General features: G+C 68.8%; 11 protein-coding genes. 8 read left to right on the forward strand and 3 right to left on the reverse strand.

The window, feature by feature from the left end:
* The 4 genes from FHT32_RS13315 (at nucleotide 1) to FHT32_RS13330 (ending at nucleotide 4939) form a co-directional block, all read left to right on the forward strand.
* Nucleotides 1-1065, forward strand: a complete 1065-nt coding sequence (locus FHT32_RS13315) for a branched-chain amino acid ABC transporter permease (RefSeq protein WP_176665112.1) — start codon at nucleotides 1-3, stop codon at nucleotides 1063-1065.
* Nucleotides 1066-1122: 57 nt separating this feature from the next.
* Nucleotides 1123-2454: an ABC transporter substrate-binding protein gene (locus FHT32_RS13320; RefSeq protein WP_176665113.1), complete on the forward strand. Its 1332-nt coding sequence runs from the start codon at nucleotides 1123-1125 to the stop codon at nucleotides 2452-2454.
* 100 nt (nucleotides 2455-2554) lie between these two features.
* Nucleotides 2555-3367 carry an ABC transporter ATP-binding protein gene (locus tag FHT32_RS13325; protein WP_026346745.1) on the forward strand — a complete coding sequence of 271 codons (813 nt, stop codon included), beginning with the start codon at nucleotides 2555-2557 and terminating at the stop codon, nucleotides 3365-3367.
* Between the two features lie 321 nt (nucleotides 3368-3688).
* Entirely contained in the window at nucleotides 3689-4939 is a 1251-nt protein-coding gene (locus FHT32_RS13330) for a phenylacetate--CoA ligase family protein (protein WP_176665114.1), read from the forward strand.
* On the opposite strand, the gene FHT32_RS13335 is transcribed toward FHT32_RS13330, so the two are convergent.
* Both FHT32_RS13335 and FHT32_RS13340 read right to left on the reverse strand, forming a co-directional pair.
* Entirely contained in the window at nucleotides 4930-5940 is a 1011-nt protein-coding gene (locus tag FHT32_RS13335) for a hypothetical protein (RefSeq protein ID WP_176665115.1), read from the reverse strand. The two genes, FHT32_RS13330 and FHT32_RS13335, sit on opposite strands and share 10 nt — an antisense overlap.
* 103 nt (nucleotides 5941-6043) lie before the next feature.
* Nucleotides 6044-7165 (reverse strand): citrate synthase/methylcitrate synthase, encoded by a 1122-nt coding sequence (locus FHT32_RS13340; RefSeq protein ID WP_176665116.1) that lies wholly within the window; start codon nucleotides 7163-7165, stop codon nucleotides 6044-6046.
* Nucleotides 7166-7246: 81 nt separating this feature from the next.
* Between FHT32_RS13340 and FHT32_RS13345 the strand changes: the two genes are divergently transcribed.
* Nucleotides 7247-8494: a citrate synthase gene (locus FHT32_RS13345; RefSeq protein WP_176665117.1), complete on the forward strand. Its 1248-nt coding sequence runs from the start codon at nucleotides 7247-7249 to the stop codon at nucleotides 8492-8494.
* Here the strand turns inward: FHT32_RS13345 and FHT32_RS13350 are convergent.
* Nucleotides 8439-9020 carry a type 1 glutamine amidotransferase domain-containing protein gene (locus FHT32_RS13350; protein ID WP_176665118.1) on the reverse strand — a complete coding sequence of 194 codons (582 nt, stop codon included), beginning with the start codon at nucleotides 9018-9020 and terminating at the stop codon, nucleotides 8439-8441. The two genes, FHT32_RS13345 and FHT32_RS13350, sit on opposite strands and share 56 nt — an antisense overlap.
* A 320-nt stretch (nucleotides 9021-9340) precedes the next feature.
* Between FHT32_RS13350 and FHT32_RS13355 the strand changes: the two genes are divergently transcribed.
* The 3 genes from FHT32_RS13355 to FHT32_RS13365 all read left to right on the forward strand — a co-directional run bounded on the left by FHT32_RS13355 (nucleotide 9341) and on the right by FHT32_RS13365 (nucleotide 13616).
* Nucleotides 9341-10315: a tripartite tricarboxylate transporter substrate-binding protein gene (locus tag FHT32_RS13355; RefSeq protein ID WP_126183797.1), complete on the forward strand. Its 975-nt coding sequence runs from the start codon at nucleotides 9341-9343 to the stop codon at nucleotides 10313-10315.
* A 134-nt stretch (nucleotides 10316-10449) separates the two neighbouring features.
* Nucleotides 10450-11190 carry a hypothetical protein gene (locus FHT32_RS13360; protein WP_176665119.1) on the forward strand — a complete coding sequence of 247 codons (741 nt, stop codon included), beginning with the start codon at nucleotides 10450-10452 and terminating at the stop codon, nucleotides 11188-11190.
* Nucleotides 11187-13616, forward strand: coding sequence for a hypothetical protein (locus tag FHT32_RS13365; RefSeq protein ID WP_176665120.1), 2430 nt, complete (start codon nucleotides 11187-11189; stop codon nucleotides 13614-13616). The genes FHT32_RS13360 and FHT32_RS13365 overlap by 4 nt, the downstream gene beginning before the upstream one ends.
* Nucleotides 13617-13623 lie beyond the last annotated feature (7 nt).

Raw genomic sequence — 13623 nt, forward strand, 5'->3', positions numbered from 1 at the left:
ATGTTCTACAGAGAAAACGGCCAATTCAAGTCGAGCTACCGCGCCGACCAGCAGATCTTCCCGATCGCGCAGGACCGCCTCGCGATCCTCGTGCTCCTGCTGGTGGCCTTCGTGGTGGTGCCGCTGGGCGTGTCGGACTACTGGATGCGCGCCATCCTCACGCCCTTCCTCATCCTGTCGCTCGCTGCCCTGGGGCTGAACATCCTGGTGGGCTACTGCGGCCAGATCTCGCTGGGCACGGGCGCCTTCATGGCGGTGGGCGCCTACGCGGCCTACAACTTCCAGGTGCGCATCGAGGGCATGCCTCTCATCGCATCGCTGCTGCTCGGCGGCCTGTGCGCCACGGTGATCGGCGTGCTGTTCGGCATTCCCAGCCTGCGCATCAAGGGGCTGTACCTTGCGGTGGCCACGCTCGCGGCGCAGTTCTTCACCGACTGGGCCTTCCTGCGCATCCAGTGGTTCACCAACAATTCTTCGTCCGGCTCGGTGAGCGTGGCGGGGCTCAACGTGTTCGGCGTGCCGATCGAATCGCCGGTGCAGAAGTACCTGTTCTGCCTGATCTTCGTTTCGGTGTTCGCGCTGCTGGCAAAGAACCTGGTGCGCAGCGCCATCGGCCGCGAATGGATGGCGATGCGCGACATGGACGTGGCGGCCGCGGTGATCGGCATCCGGCCCGTGTACGCCAAGCTCACGGCCTTCGCGGTGAGCAGCTTCATCGTCGGCGTGGCCGGCGCGCTGTGGGGCTTCGTGCACCTGGGCGCATGGGAGCCGGCGGCCTTCAGCATCGACCGCTCGTTCCAGCTGCTTTTCATGGTGATCATCGGCGGGCTCGGCTCGATCATGGGCAGCTTCTTCGGCGCCGCCTTCATCGTGCTGCTGCCGCTCTTTTTGAACCAGCTGCCCGCGTGGCTGGGCTTCTCGATTTCCACTGCGCTGGCCTCGCACCTGGAGACCATGATCTTCGGCGCGCTGATCGTGTTCTTCCTGATCGTCGAGCCGCACGGCCTCGCGCGGCTGTGGTCCACGGCCAAGGAGAAGCTGCGGCTGTGGCCCTTCCCGCATTGATGTGATGAGTTCCGTTCGTAGAAAACCGGCACCGAGGTGCCCACAAAGGAGACAGGCATGAAACTGAAATCGCTCGCTCTGACCGCCGCCCTGGTGGCCAGCACCCTCGGCGCCATGCTCGCGCCATCGCTCGCGCAGGCGCAGGCGAAGGAACAGTTCTTCCCGCTGCTGGTGTATCGCACGGGCCCCTACGCACCCAACGGCACGCCCTGGGCCAACGGCAAGCAGGACTACATCAAGCTGGTCAACGCCAACGGCGGCATCAACGGCGTGAAGATCGCGTACGAGGAGTGCGAGACCGGCTACGCCACCGACAAGGGCGTGGAGTGCTACGAGCGCCTGAAGGGCCGCCCGGGCGTGGCGCTGTTCGATCCGCAGGCCACCGGCATCACCTTCGCGCTGACCGACAAGGTGCCTACCGACAAGATCCCGCTGATCACGCTGGGCTACGGCCTGGCCGCTTCGCAGGACGGCGGCGTCTTCAAGTGGAACTTCCCGCTGATGGGCTCCTACTGGACCGCGGCCGACATCCTGATCCAGCACATCGGGAAGAAGGAAGGCGGCATGGACAAGCTCAAGGGCAAGAAGATCGCCCTCGTGTATCACGACTCGCCCTTCGGCAAGGAACCGATTCCGCTGCTGCAGGAGCGCGCCAAGCAGAACGGCTTCGAGCTCTCGCTGATTCCGGTGACCGCGCCCGGCGTGGAGCAGAAATCGGCCTGGCTGCAGGTGCGCCAGCAGCGCCCCGACTTCGTGCTGCTGTGGGGCTGGGGCGTGATGAACTCCACCGCCCTGAAGGAAGCCGTGGCCACCGGCTACCCGCGCGAGAAGATGTACGGCGTGTGGTGGGCCGGCGCCGAGCCCGACGTGAAGGACGTGGGCGCGAACGCCAAGGGCTACCACGCGCTGGCGCTGAACACCTCGGGCACCGAGCCCAAGGTGATCCAGGACATCCTCAAGCAGGTGCACGACAAGGGCCAGGGCACGGGTCCGAAGGACGAGGTGGGCTCGGTGCTCTACACGCGCGGCGTGATCATCCAGATGCTGACCATCGAGGCCGTCAAGCGCGCACAGGAGCGCTTCGGCAAGGGCAAGGTCATGACCGGCGAGCAGGTGCGCTGGGGCATGGAGAACCTCGCGCTCGACCAGAAGAAGCTCGATGCGCTGGGCTTCTCGGGCGTGATGCGTCCGGTGAGCACTTCCTGCCAGGACCACATGGGCTCGACCTGGGCGCGCGTGCACACCTGGGACGGCGCGAAGTGGGGCGACATGTCCGACTGGTACCAGGCCGACGAGCAGATCATCAAGCCGATGGTGAAGACGGCTGCCGACAAGTACGCGGGCGAAAAGAAGCTCACGCGACGCGAAGCAGCGGATTGCCAGTCCTGATGCGCTGAGCGCGCGTTCCGTGGCGGCTCGCGAGAGCCGCCATTCGCAAGAGCGGCGGGTATCGCACGTCGCCGTTCTTTCGAATGCTTCGGACCACACCATGAGCGAATCCAACATCCTCCTCAACGTCAACGGCATCGAGGTCATCTACAACCACGTGATCCTGGTGCTCAAGGGCGTGTCGCTGACGGTGCCCGACGGCGGCATCGTGGCGCTGCTCGGCGGCAACGGCGCGGGCAAGACGACCACGCTGCGCGCGGTGAGCAATCTGCTCGCGGGCGAGCGCGGTGCGGTCACCAAGGGCACCATCGAGCTGCGCGGCGAGCGCATCGAAGCGCTGTCGCCGGCCGAGCTGGTGAAGCGCGGGCTGATCCAGGTGATGGAAGGCCGCCACTGCTTCGCGCACCTGACCATCGAGGAGAACCTGATGACCGGCGCCTACACGCGCACCGACGGCAAGGCCGCGGTGCAGCAGACGCTGGAGAAGGTGTACGCGTACTTCCCGCGCCTGAAGACGCGCCGCACCTCGCAGGCGGCCTACACCTCGGGCGGCGAGCAGCAGATGTGCGCCATCGGCCGCGCGCTGATGGCCAACCCGACCATGGTGCTGCTGGACGAGCCCTCGATGGGCCTGGCGCCGCAGATCGTGGAGGAAGTGTTCGAGATCGTGAAGGACCTCAACGCCAAGGAGCGCGTGACCTTCCTGCTGGCCGAGCAGAACACCAACATGGCGCTGCGCTACGCCGACTACGGCTACATCCTGGAGAACGGCCGCATCGTGATGGACGGCGAGGCGAAGAGCCTGCGCGAGAACGAGGACGTGAAGGAGTTCTACCTCGGCGTCGGCGGCGCGGACCGCAAGAGCTTCCGCGACGTGAAGAGCTACAAGCGGCGCAAGAGGTGGCTGGCTTGATGCGTCCACGCGTCGTCGTTCGGGGTGCGATCACGCCGACGGGGTGCCTTGCTCCGCGAATGTCCCCCGCCTTCGGCTCCTCCTTTATTTCGCTGCGCAAGGCACCCCATCGACGTGATCGATTCGGAGCTCTGGTTGATCGGCGATCACCCACAGCGTGCCCCGGTGCACAGGGCACCGGGTGCTCCCCGCAGCGAAATAAAGGAGGAGGCCGCAGGCCGGGGGACATTCGCGGAGGGGAGTACCCGGTGGCCTGTGCACACGCCCCGAACAAACACCGCTCGGCAGAGAACTGAACTGAACAGATTGAAGGGTACGGACATGACCGACCACTACGACAAGCTCGAGATCCGAGACCCCGCCGAACGCGAACGCGACCTGCTGGCCGCGCTGCCGAAGCAGATCGCTCAGGCGCAGACAGCGGCCCCCGCCTTCGCGAAGATCCTCGATGGCGTGAAGCCCGCCGACGTCACCACGCGCGAGGCGCTCGCAAGACTACCGGTCACGCGCAAATCGGAATTGCTCGAACTGCAGAAGGCGCGCCGTGCGGACGACCCCTTCGGCGGCTTCTCGTCGATCGTGCGCGGCCCGCGCATGCCGCGCGTGTTCGCGAGCCCCGGCACCATCTACGAGCCCGAGGGCGAGGCGCGCGACTACTGGCGCACCGCGCGCGCACTGCACGCGGCGGGCTTTCGCGGCGGCGAGCTCATCCACAACAGCTTCAGCTACCACATGACGCCCGCCGGCTCGATCATGGAAAGCGGCGCGCACGCCATGGGCTGCACCGTGTTCGCGGGCGGCACCGGCCAGACCGAGCAGCAGCTCGAGGCGATGGTCGACCTCAAGCCCGAGGGCTATGCGGGCACGCCGAGCTTCCTCAAGATCCTGCTGGAGAAGGCCGAGGAGAAGAACCTGAAGCTGCCGTGGCTGACCAAGGCACTCGTCTCCGGAGAGGCCTTTCCGCCGAGCCTGCACGACTGGATCGCCGCGCGCGGCGTGAAGGGCACGCAGTGCTATGCGACCGCCGACCTGGGCCTCATCGCCTATGAAACCAGCGCACGCGAAGGCCTGGTGCTCGACGAGGGCGTGCTGGTCGAGATCGTGCGCCCCGGCACCGGCGATCCGGTGCCCGACGGCGAGGTCGGCGAGATCGTCGTCACCACCTTCAACCCCGACTACCCGCTGGTGCGCTTCGGCACCGGCGACCTCTCGGCCGTGCTGGCGGGCACCTGCCCCACGGGCCGCACCAACAGGCGCATCAAGGGCTGGATGGGCCGTGCCGACCAGACCACCAAGGTGCGCGGCATGTTCGTGCATCCCTCGCAAGTGGCCGAGATCGCACGGCGCTTTCCCGAAGTGCAACGCGCGCGGCTGGTCGTATCTGGCGAGACGGGCGACGACAGGATGACGCTGCAGCTCGAATGCGCGGGCGTGGCTCCTGAAGGACTAGAAGCGCGCGTGGGCGACGCGATCCGCGAAGTGACCAAGCTGCGCGGCGAGGTCGTGGTGGTGGGCGCAGGCTCGCTGCCCAACGACGGCAAGGTGATCGAGGACGCGCGCAGCTACAAGTAGCGGCGATACAGCCCGCGCACGGTGGCGCGCGTAAGCACCACCGTGAGCACGGTGTAGACCAGCACGAGCGCCAGCGCGAAGCCGACAAGGCTGCCCGCGCTGTTGAAGCCATGCAGCCAGACCGCCATCGCCAGCCACGCGAGTCCGGCCGCGATGCACAGCAGCTGCACCAGCACGAAGGCGAGCACCGACGCCCTCACCGCCCTGAACGGCCGCACCCTCGAGAAGACCGGCGCGGCGCCCAGCCATGCACCCCAGAACGCGAGCCCGAAGGCCGCGAGCGGCGGCACCAACCAGGCGACCAGCAGCGCGGGACCGTCCAGGCCTTGCGTCATGGAACTCCATCGGCTCATGGCGGCGCCGCTCCACATCTGCAGCGACGCGAACACCGAGGCAGCCACCAGCGCCACCGCACGGCGCGTCGGCGGCCCGCCTGGAACCTCGTCGGCCTGCGCGTCCGCCGATCCGGCACGGGCGCCCCTGAGCGCGATCCAGGCCGAGAGCCAGATGCCCAGCACCAGCACGATCAGCTGGGCCACGGACTGCAGGAACACGAACACCGGCATCGCCGCGCGCATCGAGGTGAAGCCCAGCGATTCATGAAAGCGCCCGCCCGGCATGAAGAGAAGCTGAAGGTCGTAGAGCAGCGGGCTCAGCGCGTAGAAGTTCAACAGCAGCACCACGACGTAGGCCGCGGCATAGCGCATGCGCGGCTGCGGCAGCTCCGCCACGCTGCCGGCGCCATGCCTTTCGAGCGCATTGCGCCCGTGGCACCACGCGATAGTCCCTGAGAGCACCCAGCCCATCGCGATGCTGCAGACCATCGGGATCCAGACGCCGGGCAGCGCATAGGCGCTGCGCAGCTGCTCGGATTCGGGCGAGTCGGGCCAGAGCCGGACGGCCATGTTGAGAAGCACCATCGCGGCGTCGATGGCCACGGTGATGAGCGCGAGATCGCGCGGCAGGCGCAATGCCTGCGACTGGAGGGGAGTCGCCGTCATGGAGGAAATACTTTCGCCTTTCACGATGCAAGGTGCGGCCTGTGCGGCCGCGCCCTGCGGAAAAGGCGAGCGTATCGGATGGCGGCGTGCGCCCCCTGTAGGCTCAGTGCGCGAGTGCGGCTTCGCCCGACTCCTGCGGCTCGGGTCCGATGTAGATCGACTGCGGACGGATCAGCCGACCTTTCTTCACCTGCTCGCGCGCATGCGCCACCCAGCCGCTCACGCGGCCGGCCGCGAACACGCAGGTGAAGCTCTCGCGGCCGAAGCCCAGGGCTTCCAGCAGCAGCGCGGTATAGAACTCGACGTTGGTCTCCAGCGCGCGCCCCGGCTTCTTCTCGCGCAGGATGGCGAGCGCGGCCTGCTCCGCCGCCTCCGCCAGCGCGAAGCGCGCCGCGTTCACGCTGCCCTCCTCGCCGAGCCGCCCCAGCGCGCCCTTGAGCGCGTCGGCGCGCGGATCGCGCACGCGGTAGATGCGGTGGCCGAAGCCCATCAGGCGCTGGCCTTCGGCCACGGCCTGCTCCAGCCAAGCGCGGGCATTGGCGGCGCTGCCGATGGCATCGAGCGCGTCGAGCACCGGCCCGGGCGCGCCGCCGTGCAGCGGCCCCTTCAGCGCGCTGATGCCCGCGAGCACGGCCGATGCGAGCCCGGCCCCGGTCGATGCGACCACGCGCGCCGCGAAGGTCGATGCATTGAGGCCGTGGTCGCACACGGTGACGAGGTAGGTGTCGAGCGCGGCGCTCTGCGCGGACGTCGGCGAGCGGCCATGCAGCATGCGCAGCATGTCGGCGGCATGCGGCAGTGCCTCGTCGGGCGCCAGTGCTGGAACGCCCAAACGCCAGCGCATCACGGCAGCGGTGTAGACGGCCGGCGCGGCCACGAGGCGCAGCGCGGTCGGCAGGTCGTCGCCATCGGGCAGGCGGGCCATCAGCGCGCGCACGGCCTCGATGGGCGGCATACGGCGCAGCAACACGTCGTCGTTCGGCTGCAGCAGCTCGAAGGCCTCGCGGCGCGCACGGCCGATGGCGCGGCGCAGCGCCGAGACGGTGGGCAGCGTGTCGAAGAAGCCCTCGAAGAGCAGGTGCACCACGTCCTCGTAGCGCCAGCGCTGCGCGATCTCGTCGAGTTCATGGCCGCGGATCACCAGCCGCCCCGCCGCGCCATCCACCTCGGACAGCACGGTATGCGCAGCCACCACGCCTTCGAGGCTGCCGTCGTCGTTGTTCATCGCTCTTTGCTCCTGGTTGTCACGATGGCATCGATTCTGGTCAGATGGATATTGACGTCAATCTTGATCTATTCTGTCAACATGACCATCAAGAAGACGCAGCCGCTGTGGCTGCCCGCGGCCGACGCGCTCGAACTGATGCAGGTGCGTCCGCAGACGCTCTACGCGAGCGTGAGCCGCGGCCGCATCCGCGCCAGGCCCGATGCGGCCGACCCGCGCCGCAGCCTCTACCACCGCGACGACGTGCAGCGCATCGCGGCACGCGCGAAGGGCCGGCGCAGCGTCGAGACGGTGGCGAGCGAGGCGATCCAGTGGGGCGAGCCGGTGCTGCCATCAGCGATATCGACAGTCGCCGAAGGCCGGCTGCTGTATCGCGGACAGAACGCGTGCGAACTCGCAGCGCACGCCACGCTGGAAGACGTGGCGGGGCTGCTATGGGAAAGCGCACCGCCGCGCTTTCACGCCGCAGACACACCTTCCGATGCGGAGGGCTCACATGAACATCCCTTGCAGGCAGGACTATTAGCGCTTGCAACGCGCGCCGCCTCCGACCTGCCCTCGCGCGGCCGCTCGGCAGGCGTGCTTCAGGCCGAGGCAGCGGCGGCGATCGGCGCGCTGGCCGATGCCATGCTGCGCACCGCGCCACCACGCGCCGACACACCCATGCACATGCGACTGGCCTCCGCATGGCGCCGCCCGCGCGCTGCCGAAGACCTGCGCCGCGCGCTGGTGCTGCTGGCCGACCACGAACTCAACGCTTCGACCTTCGCGGCACGCGTGACCGCATCGACCGGCGCCTCGACGGCGGCCTGCCTGCTCACCGGCCTTTCGACGCTCACAGGGCCGCTGCATGGCGGTGCTTCCGCCGCAGTGCAGGCGCTGATGCGCAATGCAGCCGCCATCGGCACCGAAGCCGCCGTGCGCGAATGGCTCTCGCACGGGCGGCCGCTGGCTGCTTTCGGGCATCCGCTCTATCCGACGGGGGATGCGCGCTGTGCGGCGCTGCTGGAGCACATCGCGCTGCCGGCCGAATTCGCGCAGCTGCGCGAGATCGGCGAGAGACTGCTTGGCGAGGCAGTGAACATCGACTTCGCGCTCGCCGCACTCGCGGCCGTGCACAAGCTGCCGGCCGGCGCGCCGCTCATGCTCTTCGCGCTCGCGCGCAGCGTGGGATGGACCGCGCACGTGCTCGAGCAGCAGGCCGCGGGCCAGCTGATCCGCCCCCGCGCGCGCTACACGGGCCCGCTGCCCGCCACGGCGGAAGCGGTGCCGATCAGTGCGCCACCGGCTCCCGCGCGTGCTCGAAGAGCTCCGTCATCTCGCGATTGAAGGCGGGGATGTCGTCGGGCTTTCGGCTGGTGACGAGCTTGCCGTCGACGACGACTTCCTTGTCGCTCCACTGCGCGCCCGCGTTCTTCAGGTCGGCCTGCAGCGAAGGCCACGAGGTCATCTTGCGGCCCTTGACGCCGCCGGCGTCGATCAGCGTCCAGGGGCCGTGGCAGATCGCCGCGATGGGCTTGCCGGACTCGATGAAGGCACGCACGAAGGCGACCGCCTTCTCGTCGATGCGCAGCGTGTCGGGGTTCACGACGCCGCCCGGCAGCAGCAGTGCGTCGAAGTCGTCGGGCCTGGCGCTCTTGAGCGGCGCGTCGACCGCGAAGCTGTCGGCCGGATCGTGATGGTTCCAGCCGCGCACGCTGCCCTGGGCGGGCGAGACGATCCGCGTCCGCGCGCCGGCGTTGTCGAGCGCCTTGCGCGGCTCGGTCATCTCGACCTGCTCGAAGCCGTCGGCCACGAGGATGGCGACCTTCAATCCGTCGAGCGACGAGGATGACGATGTGGTGGTATTGGGCATGGGTGAAATCTCCTTTTGAATCTTCACCCTAGGTCTGCCCCGCGCAGGCCGCATCGTCCGTCGCCGGCTCCGCCTGTCGGACAGTTCGACGGCCGGCAAACTTCTCTTACGAAGAGTGGGCCTGCTCGCTACTACTTACCGAGCCCCGCGCGCTTCACGCCGCCGCGGAACCCGTTCGGCAGGCCCGGGTTTGGATGCCCCGCCGCACGCCCCTCCAAGGTGCGCAAGACGGCCCTCGGCTAAGGGCTATTCGCTATAGGTCAGGTCCTGGTCAGCCCTTAAGATCGCGGCGTTTTTATTCCCCCCTTTTCGGAGACGACATGAAGAAACTGTTCGCCCTCGCGGCGATTGCCGCCGCGGCCGTCGGTGCACACGCCCAGGACTTCCCCGCGGGCAAGACCGTGACCCTGGTGGTGCCATTCGCCGCCGGCGGCCCCACCGACCGTGTCGCCCGCGACCTGGCCGAAGCCATGCAGAAGACGCTGGGCACCACCATCGTGGTGGACAACACCGCCGGCGCGGGCAGTTCCATCGGCACCGCCAAGGTGGCGCGCGCCAACCCCGACGGCTACACGCTGCTGCTCAACCACATCGGCATGTCGACGATGCCGGCGCTCTATCGCAAGCTGCCCTTCAACGTCGAGACCGACTTCGAATACCTGGGCATGGTCAACGAAGTGCCGATGACGCTGATCGGCAAGCCCGGCCTGCCGGCCAACAACTACAAGGAACTGACGACCTGGATCTCGGCCAACAAGGGCAAGATCAACCTCGGCAACGCCGGCCTGGGTGCCGCCTCGCACCTGTGCGGCCTGCTGTTCCAGAGCGCGCTGAAGGTCGAGATGACGCCGGTTCCCTACAAGGGCACCGCACCGGCCATCGCCGACCTGCTGGGCGGCCAGATCGACCTGCTGTGCGACCAGACCACCAACACCACGTCGCAGATCGAGGCCAAGAAGGTCAAGGCCTATGCCGTGACCACGAGCAAGCGCCTGACCACGCCCGCGCTGAAGGACTTGCCCACGCTGGACGAGTCGGGCCTCAAGGGCTTCGAAGTGACGATCTGGCACGGCGTGTACGCGCCCAAGGGCACGCCGGCGCCGGTGCTGAAGAAGCTCAACGATGCCATCAAGGCCGCGATGAAGGACCCGGGCTTCATCCAGCGTGAAGAAGCGCTGGGCGCGGTGATCACCACCGACAAGCGCACCGAGCCGGCCGAACACAAGAAGTTCGTGTCGTCCGAAATCGCGAAGTGGGGCCCGATCATCAAGGCCGCCGGCGTGTACGCCGACTGATCGATTCACGACAGCGCAAGCAGCCACGAGCAGCCGCAAGGCCGCCTGAGCTCCCCGGGGCCAGGCGGCTTTTTCGTTATGCTGCGCGGGATTTCTTCCTCCCGCGTCCTACCCTTTCTCCTTCTTCATCCCCCATGCGTCTTCGCAGCGCGGCCCTTCTGCTCTTCGTGGCCCTGCTGGCGCGCGAGGGCATGGCGCAAACACGAACGCTGCTCTGGGTGTGGGACCGGCCCCAGCGCTTTGCCTCGCTGCCCGAAGCCACGGGCGTGGCCTACCTGCATGCCACTGTGCGGCTGAGCGGCACCGAAAGCCGCACCAGCTGGCGCCAGTGGCCGCTGCGCGTCGCGCCGGGCGCGACGGTGGTGCCGGTGGTCCACGTCGCGCTCGACAACCTCTCGCCCTCGCCCCTGAACGACGCGCAGCAGCAGGCGATCGCCGCTGCTGTCGGGCATGCTGCCACGCAGGGCAACCGCTCGGGCTGGGTGCAGCTCGACTTCGAGGCGAGGCGCAGCCAGCGCGAGGCCTACGTCGCGCTGCTGCGCCGGCTGCAGCCGCTGCGCGAAGGCGGCACGCGCGTCTCGGCCACCGCGCTGGCGTCGTGGTGCATGGGCGATCCGTGGCTGCCGGCCGGCCTTCTCGACGAGATCGTGCCGATGTACTTCCGCATGGGCGCGGAGTCCGCGCGCATCCGCCAGCGGCTTGCCACGACGGGCAAGGCCACAGTGCCGGCCTGCCGGGACGCGGCCGGCCTGATGCTCGGCGAGGATTGGCCCGCGCTGCACGACGTGAAGCGGCGCTATGTGTTCCATGCGGGCTCGTGGAAGAACGAAGACTTCGAAAAACTGCAGACCGGAAACAGGGAAAACTACAAATGACTCTTTCGACAACGGGAGGCCGCAGGCTGCTCGCCGCCGCCGCAATGGCCGCGGCAACCCTGCTCGGCAGCGCGGCTGCACATGCCAGCGGTGGCTACGACGCCGAGGACCTGTTCTTCGCCAGCACCCGGCCCGACCAGCCGGTGCGCGAGTTCGTCGAGCGGCCCGCGGGCTACTACACCGGCTATCTGGTGCCCTACCATGTGCTCTGGTACTGGCGCCTTCGCGGCCAGAGCTTCTCGCCCGACGCGGTGCGCGCCTTCACCGACCTGCTGGAGAAGCTGCCCCGCGAAGACAACGGCATGGCCGAAACCGACGACGCATGGATCGAATGGCGCAAGGCGCGCGACGACGCCATGGCGAAGCTCGATCCGGCATCGCCGCGCGACAGGCCCAACATGCCACCGCCGTCGCAGCGACCACCGAACTGGAACACCGGCACCCTGCAGGCGGACCCGAACTGCTTCTACGGCGACGCCTTCCGCAGCGCCGCGAAGACGCTGTCCCAGCGGATGACCCGCGCGGCCGGCGACAAGTCCGCGGCGCCCTTCGTGCTGCACTGGCTCAAGACGCAGGACGCGGTGTTCGACACCTGCAACAAGGAGCCCGGCGCCGCCCCCGAACTTCCGGCAGCCGCTCCCGCATGGCTGCAGGCCGACCATGCCTACCAGCTGGCCGCACGGCAGTTCTATGCCGGTGAGCTCGATGACGCCGACGAAGCGTTCGCCGCCATCGCGGCCGACAAGGCCAGCCCCTGGCGCGATCTCGCGGCCTACATGCGGCTGCGCGTGCTGGCGCGGCAGAACCCCGGCGATGCACCTTCGGACAGCGGCGGGGCGGAAGGCAGCAAGGAAAGCGCCGAGGCGCTCAAGAAGCAGGCCGAGCTCGACAAGCAGGTCGACGCCATCGCCCCGCCGCTGCTGAAGAACCCGCGCCTGAAGGCGCTGCATCCTTCGGTGCACCGGCTGGCCGAGGCCTTGCGCATCCGCTACCTGCTGCCCGCCACGCGCATGCAGCGCCTGGCCGACGGCCTCAGGACCATCGGCCAGCCCGACGCGGCCGCCGCGAAGCTGCTGCTGCTGAACCACGAGTTCCGCGCCTGCGGCTTCTTCGGCGGCTGCAGCTACATCGGCCCGGCGCAGACCTCCGACCTGGTGCAGTGGCTGAGCACCGTGCGCGGCTTCGACGGACCGGGCAGCGGCCTCGAACCCAACGGCAAGTGGCGCGAAACGCTGAGCTGGAGCCGCTACCAGCGCACGCACGACCTCGCCTGGCTGATGGCCGGCGCGAGCTTGGTGCCGGTGGCCGCCGCCAACGACGACAAGCGCGAGGCCGAGCTGCAGGCCGCGCTCGCGGCCGTGCCGGAAGACCACCCGGCGCGCTTCGCCGCCACGCAGCTGCGCGCGCAACGCATGTTCGCGCAGGGCCGCTACAAGGAAGTGCGCGAGCTCGTGGCTTCCACGGCCGATTCGCCGCTGATCGCGCACAGCCTCTCGGGCCAGAACCTCGTGAAGGCATTGCTGCTGCCGACCGCCGCGTCGGAAGAGGAATGGCGCCGCCTCGCGATCCGCCCCGTGGTCGCGCGCCGCGATCCTGAAGCGATGGAAGCAAAGCCGAGCGCGGTGCCGCTGGCCAGTGCCTTCGACGAGGACGTGGTGCGCTTCCTCAACACCCGCGCGCCGCTGGCCATGTGGCTGCGCCTGGCCGCCGAGCCGGCCATGGCGCCCGCGCTGCGCGACAGCCTGCTCGAGACCGCCTGGACCCGCGCCGTGGTGGCCGGGGACTACGCCACGGCCCGCCGCGCGGCCCAGATGCGCATCGCCTCGCCGCCGCAGGCGGGCACCGCCAAGGGCGCCGACACGATCGCAGGCATCCGCCGATCGGCGGCGCTGCCCGAGACCGACGGCGCCGCCTGGCGCCACCTGCTGCTGGAGCGCATGGCGAGCACCACCGAGGTGCTGCAGCCACCGCACTGGCCCGCTGCCGAAGGCATCCGGCCGACGCCGCTGAAGCTCGGCGTCGGCGCCGGGTATTCCGAGCGCAACACGGTCGGCAGCTATGGCAAGTGGTGCCGTCCGCTGGGCGTGCCGACCTCCGGGCCACAGGCGGCCACCGCCGCCGACTTCGAGATACCCGCCTTCCTGCCGCAGGAAGAACGCGGCCGGCAGGCCGCGCTGGTCGAGAAGCTGCGCACCGTGCCGCAGGACTCGATCTACTTCACGCAGGAAAGCCTGGCGCTGATGCAGCGCGCCCGCACGGATCCGCTGGTGCCGCAGGCGCTGTCGGTCGCGGTGAAGATGGCGCGCTACACCTGCCAGGACAAGGCCGCGGGCGACTGGTCGCGCAAGGGGCTGCAGGCCCTGCGCACGAACTACCCGAACTCGCCGTGGACGGCCGCCACGCCGTACTGGTACGGCGGGCGCTGAGCGGCCG

The sequence above is a fragment of the Variovorax sp. SG517 genome, from assembly GCF_013376045.1.
Lineage (GTDB): Bacteria > Pseudomonadota > Gammaproteobacteria > Burkholderiales > Burkholderiaceae_C > Variovorax.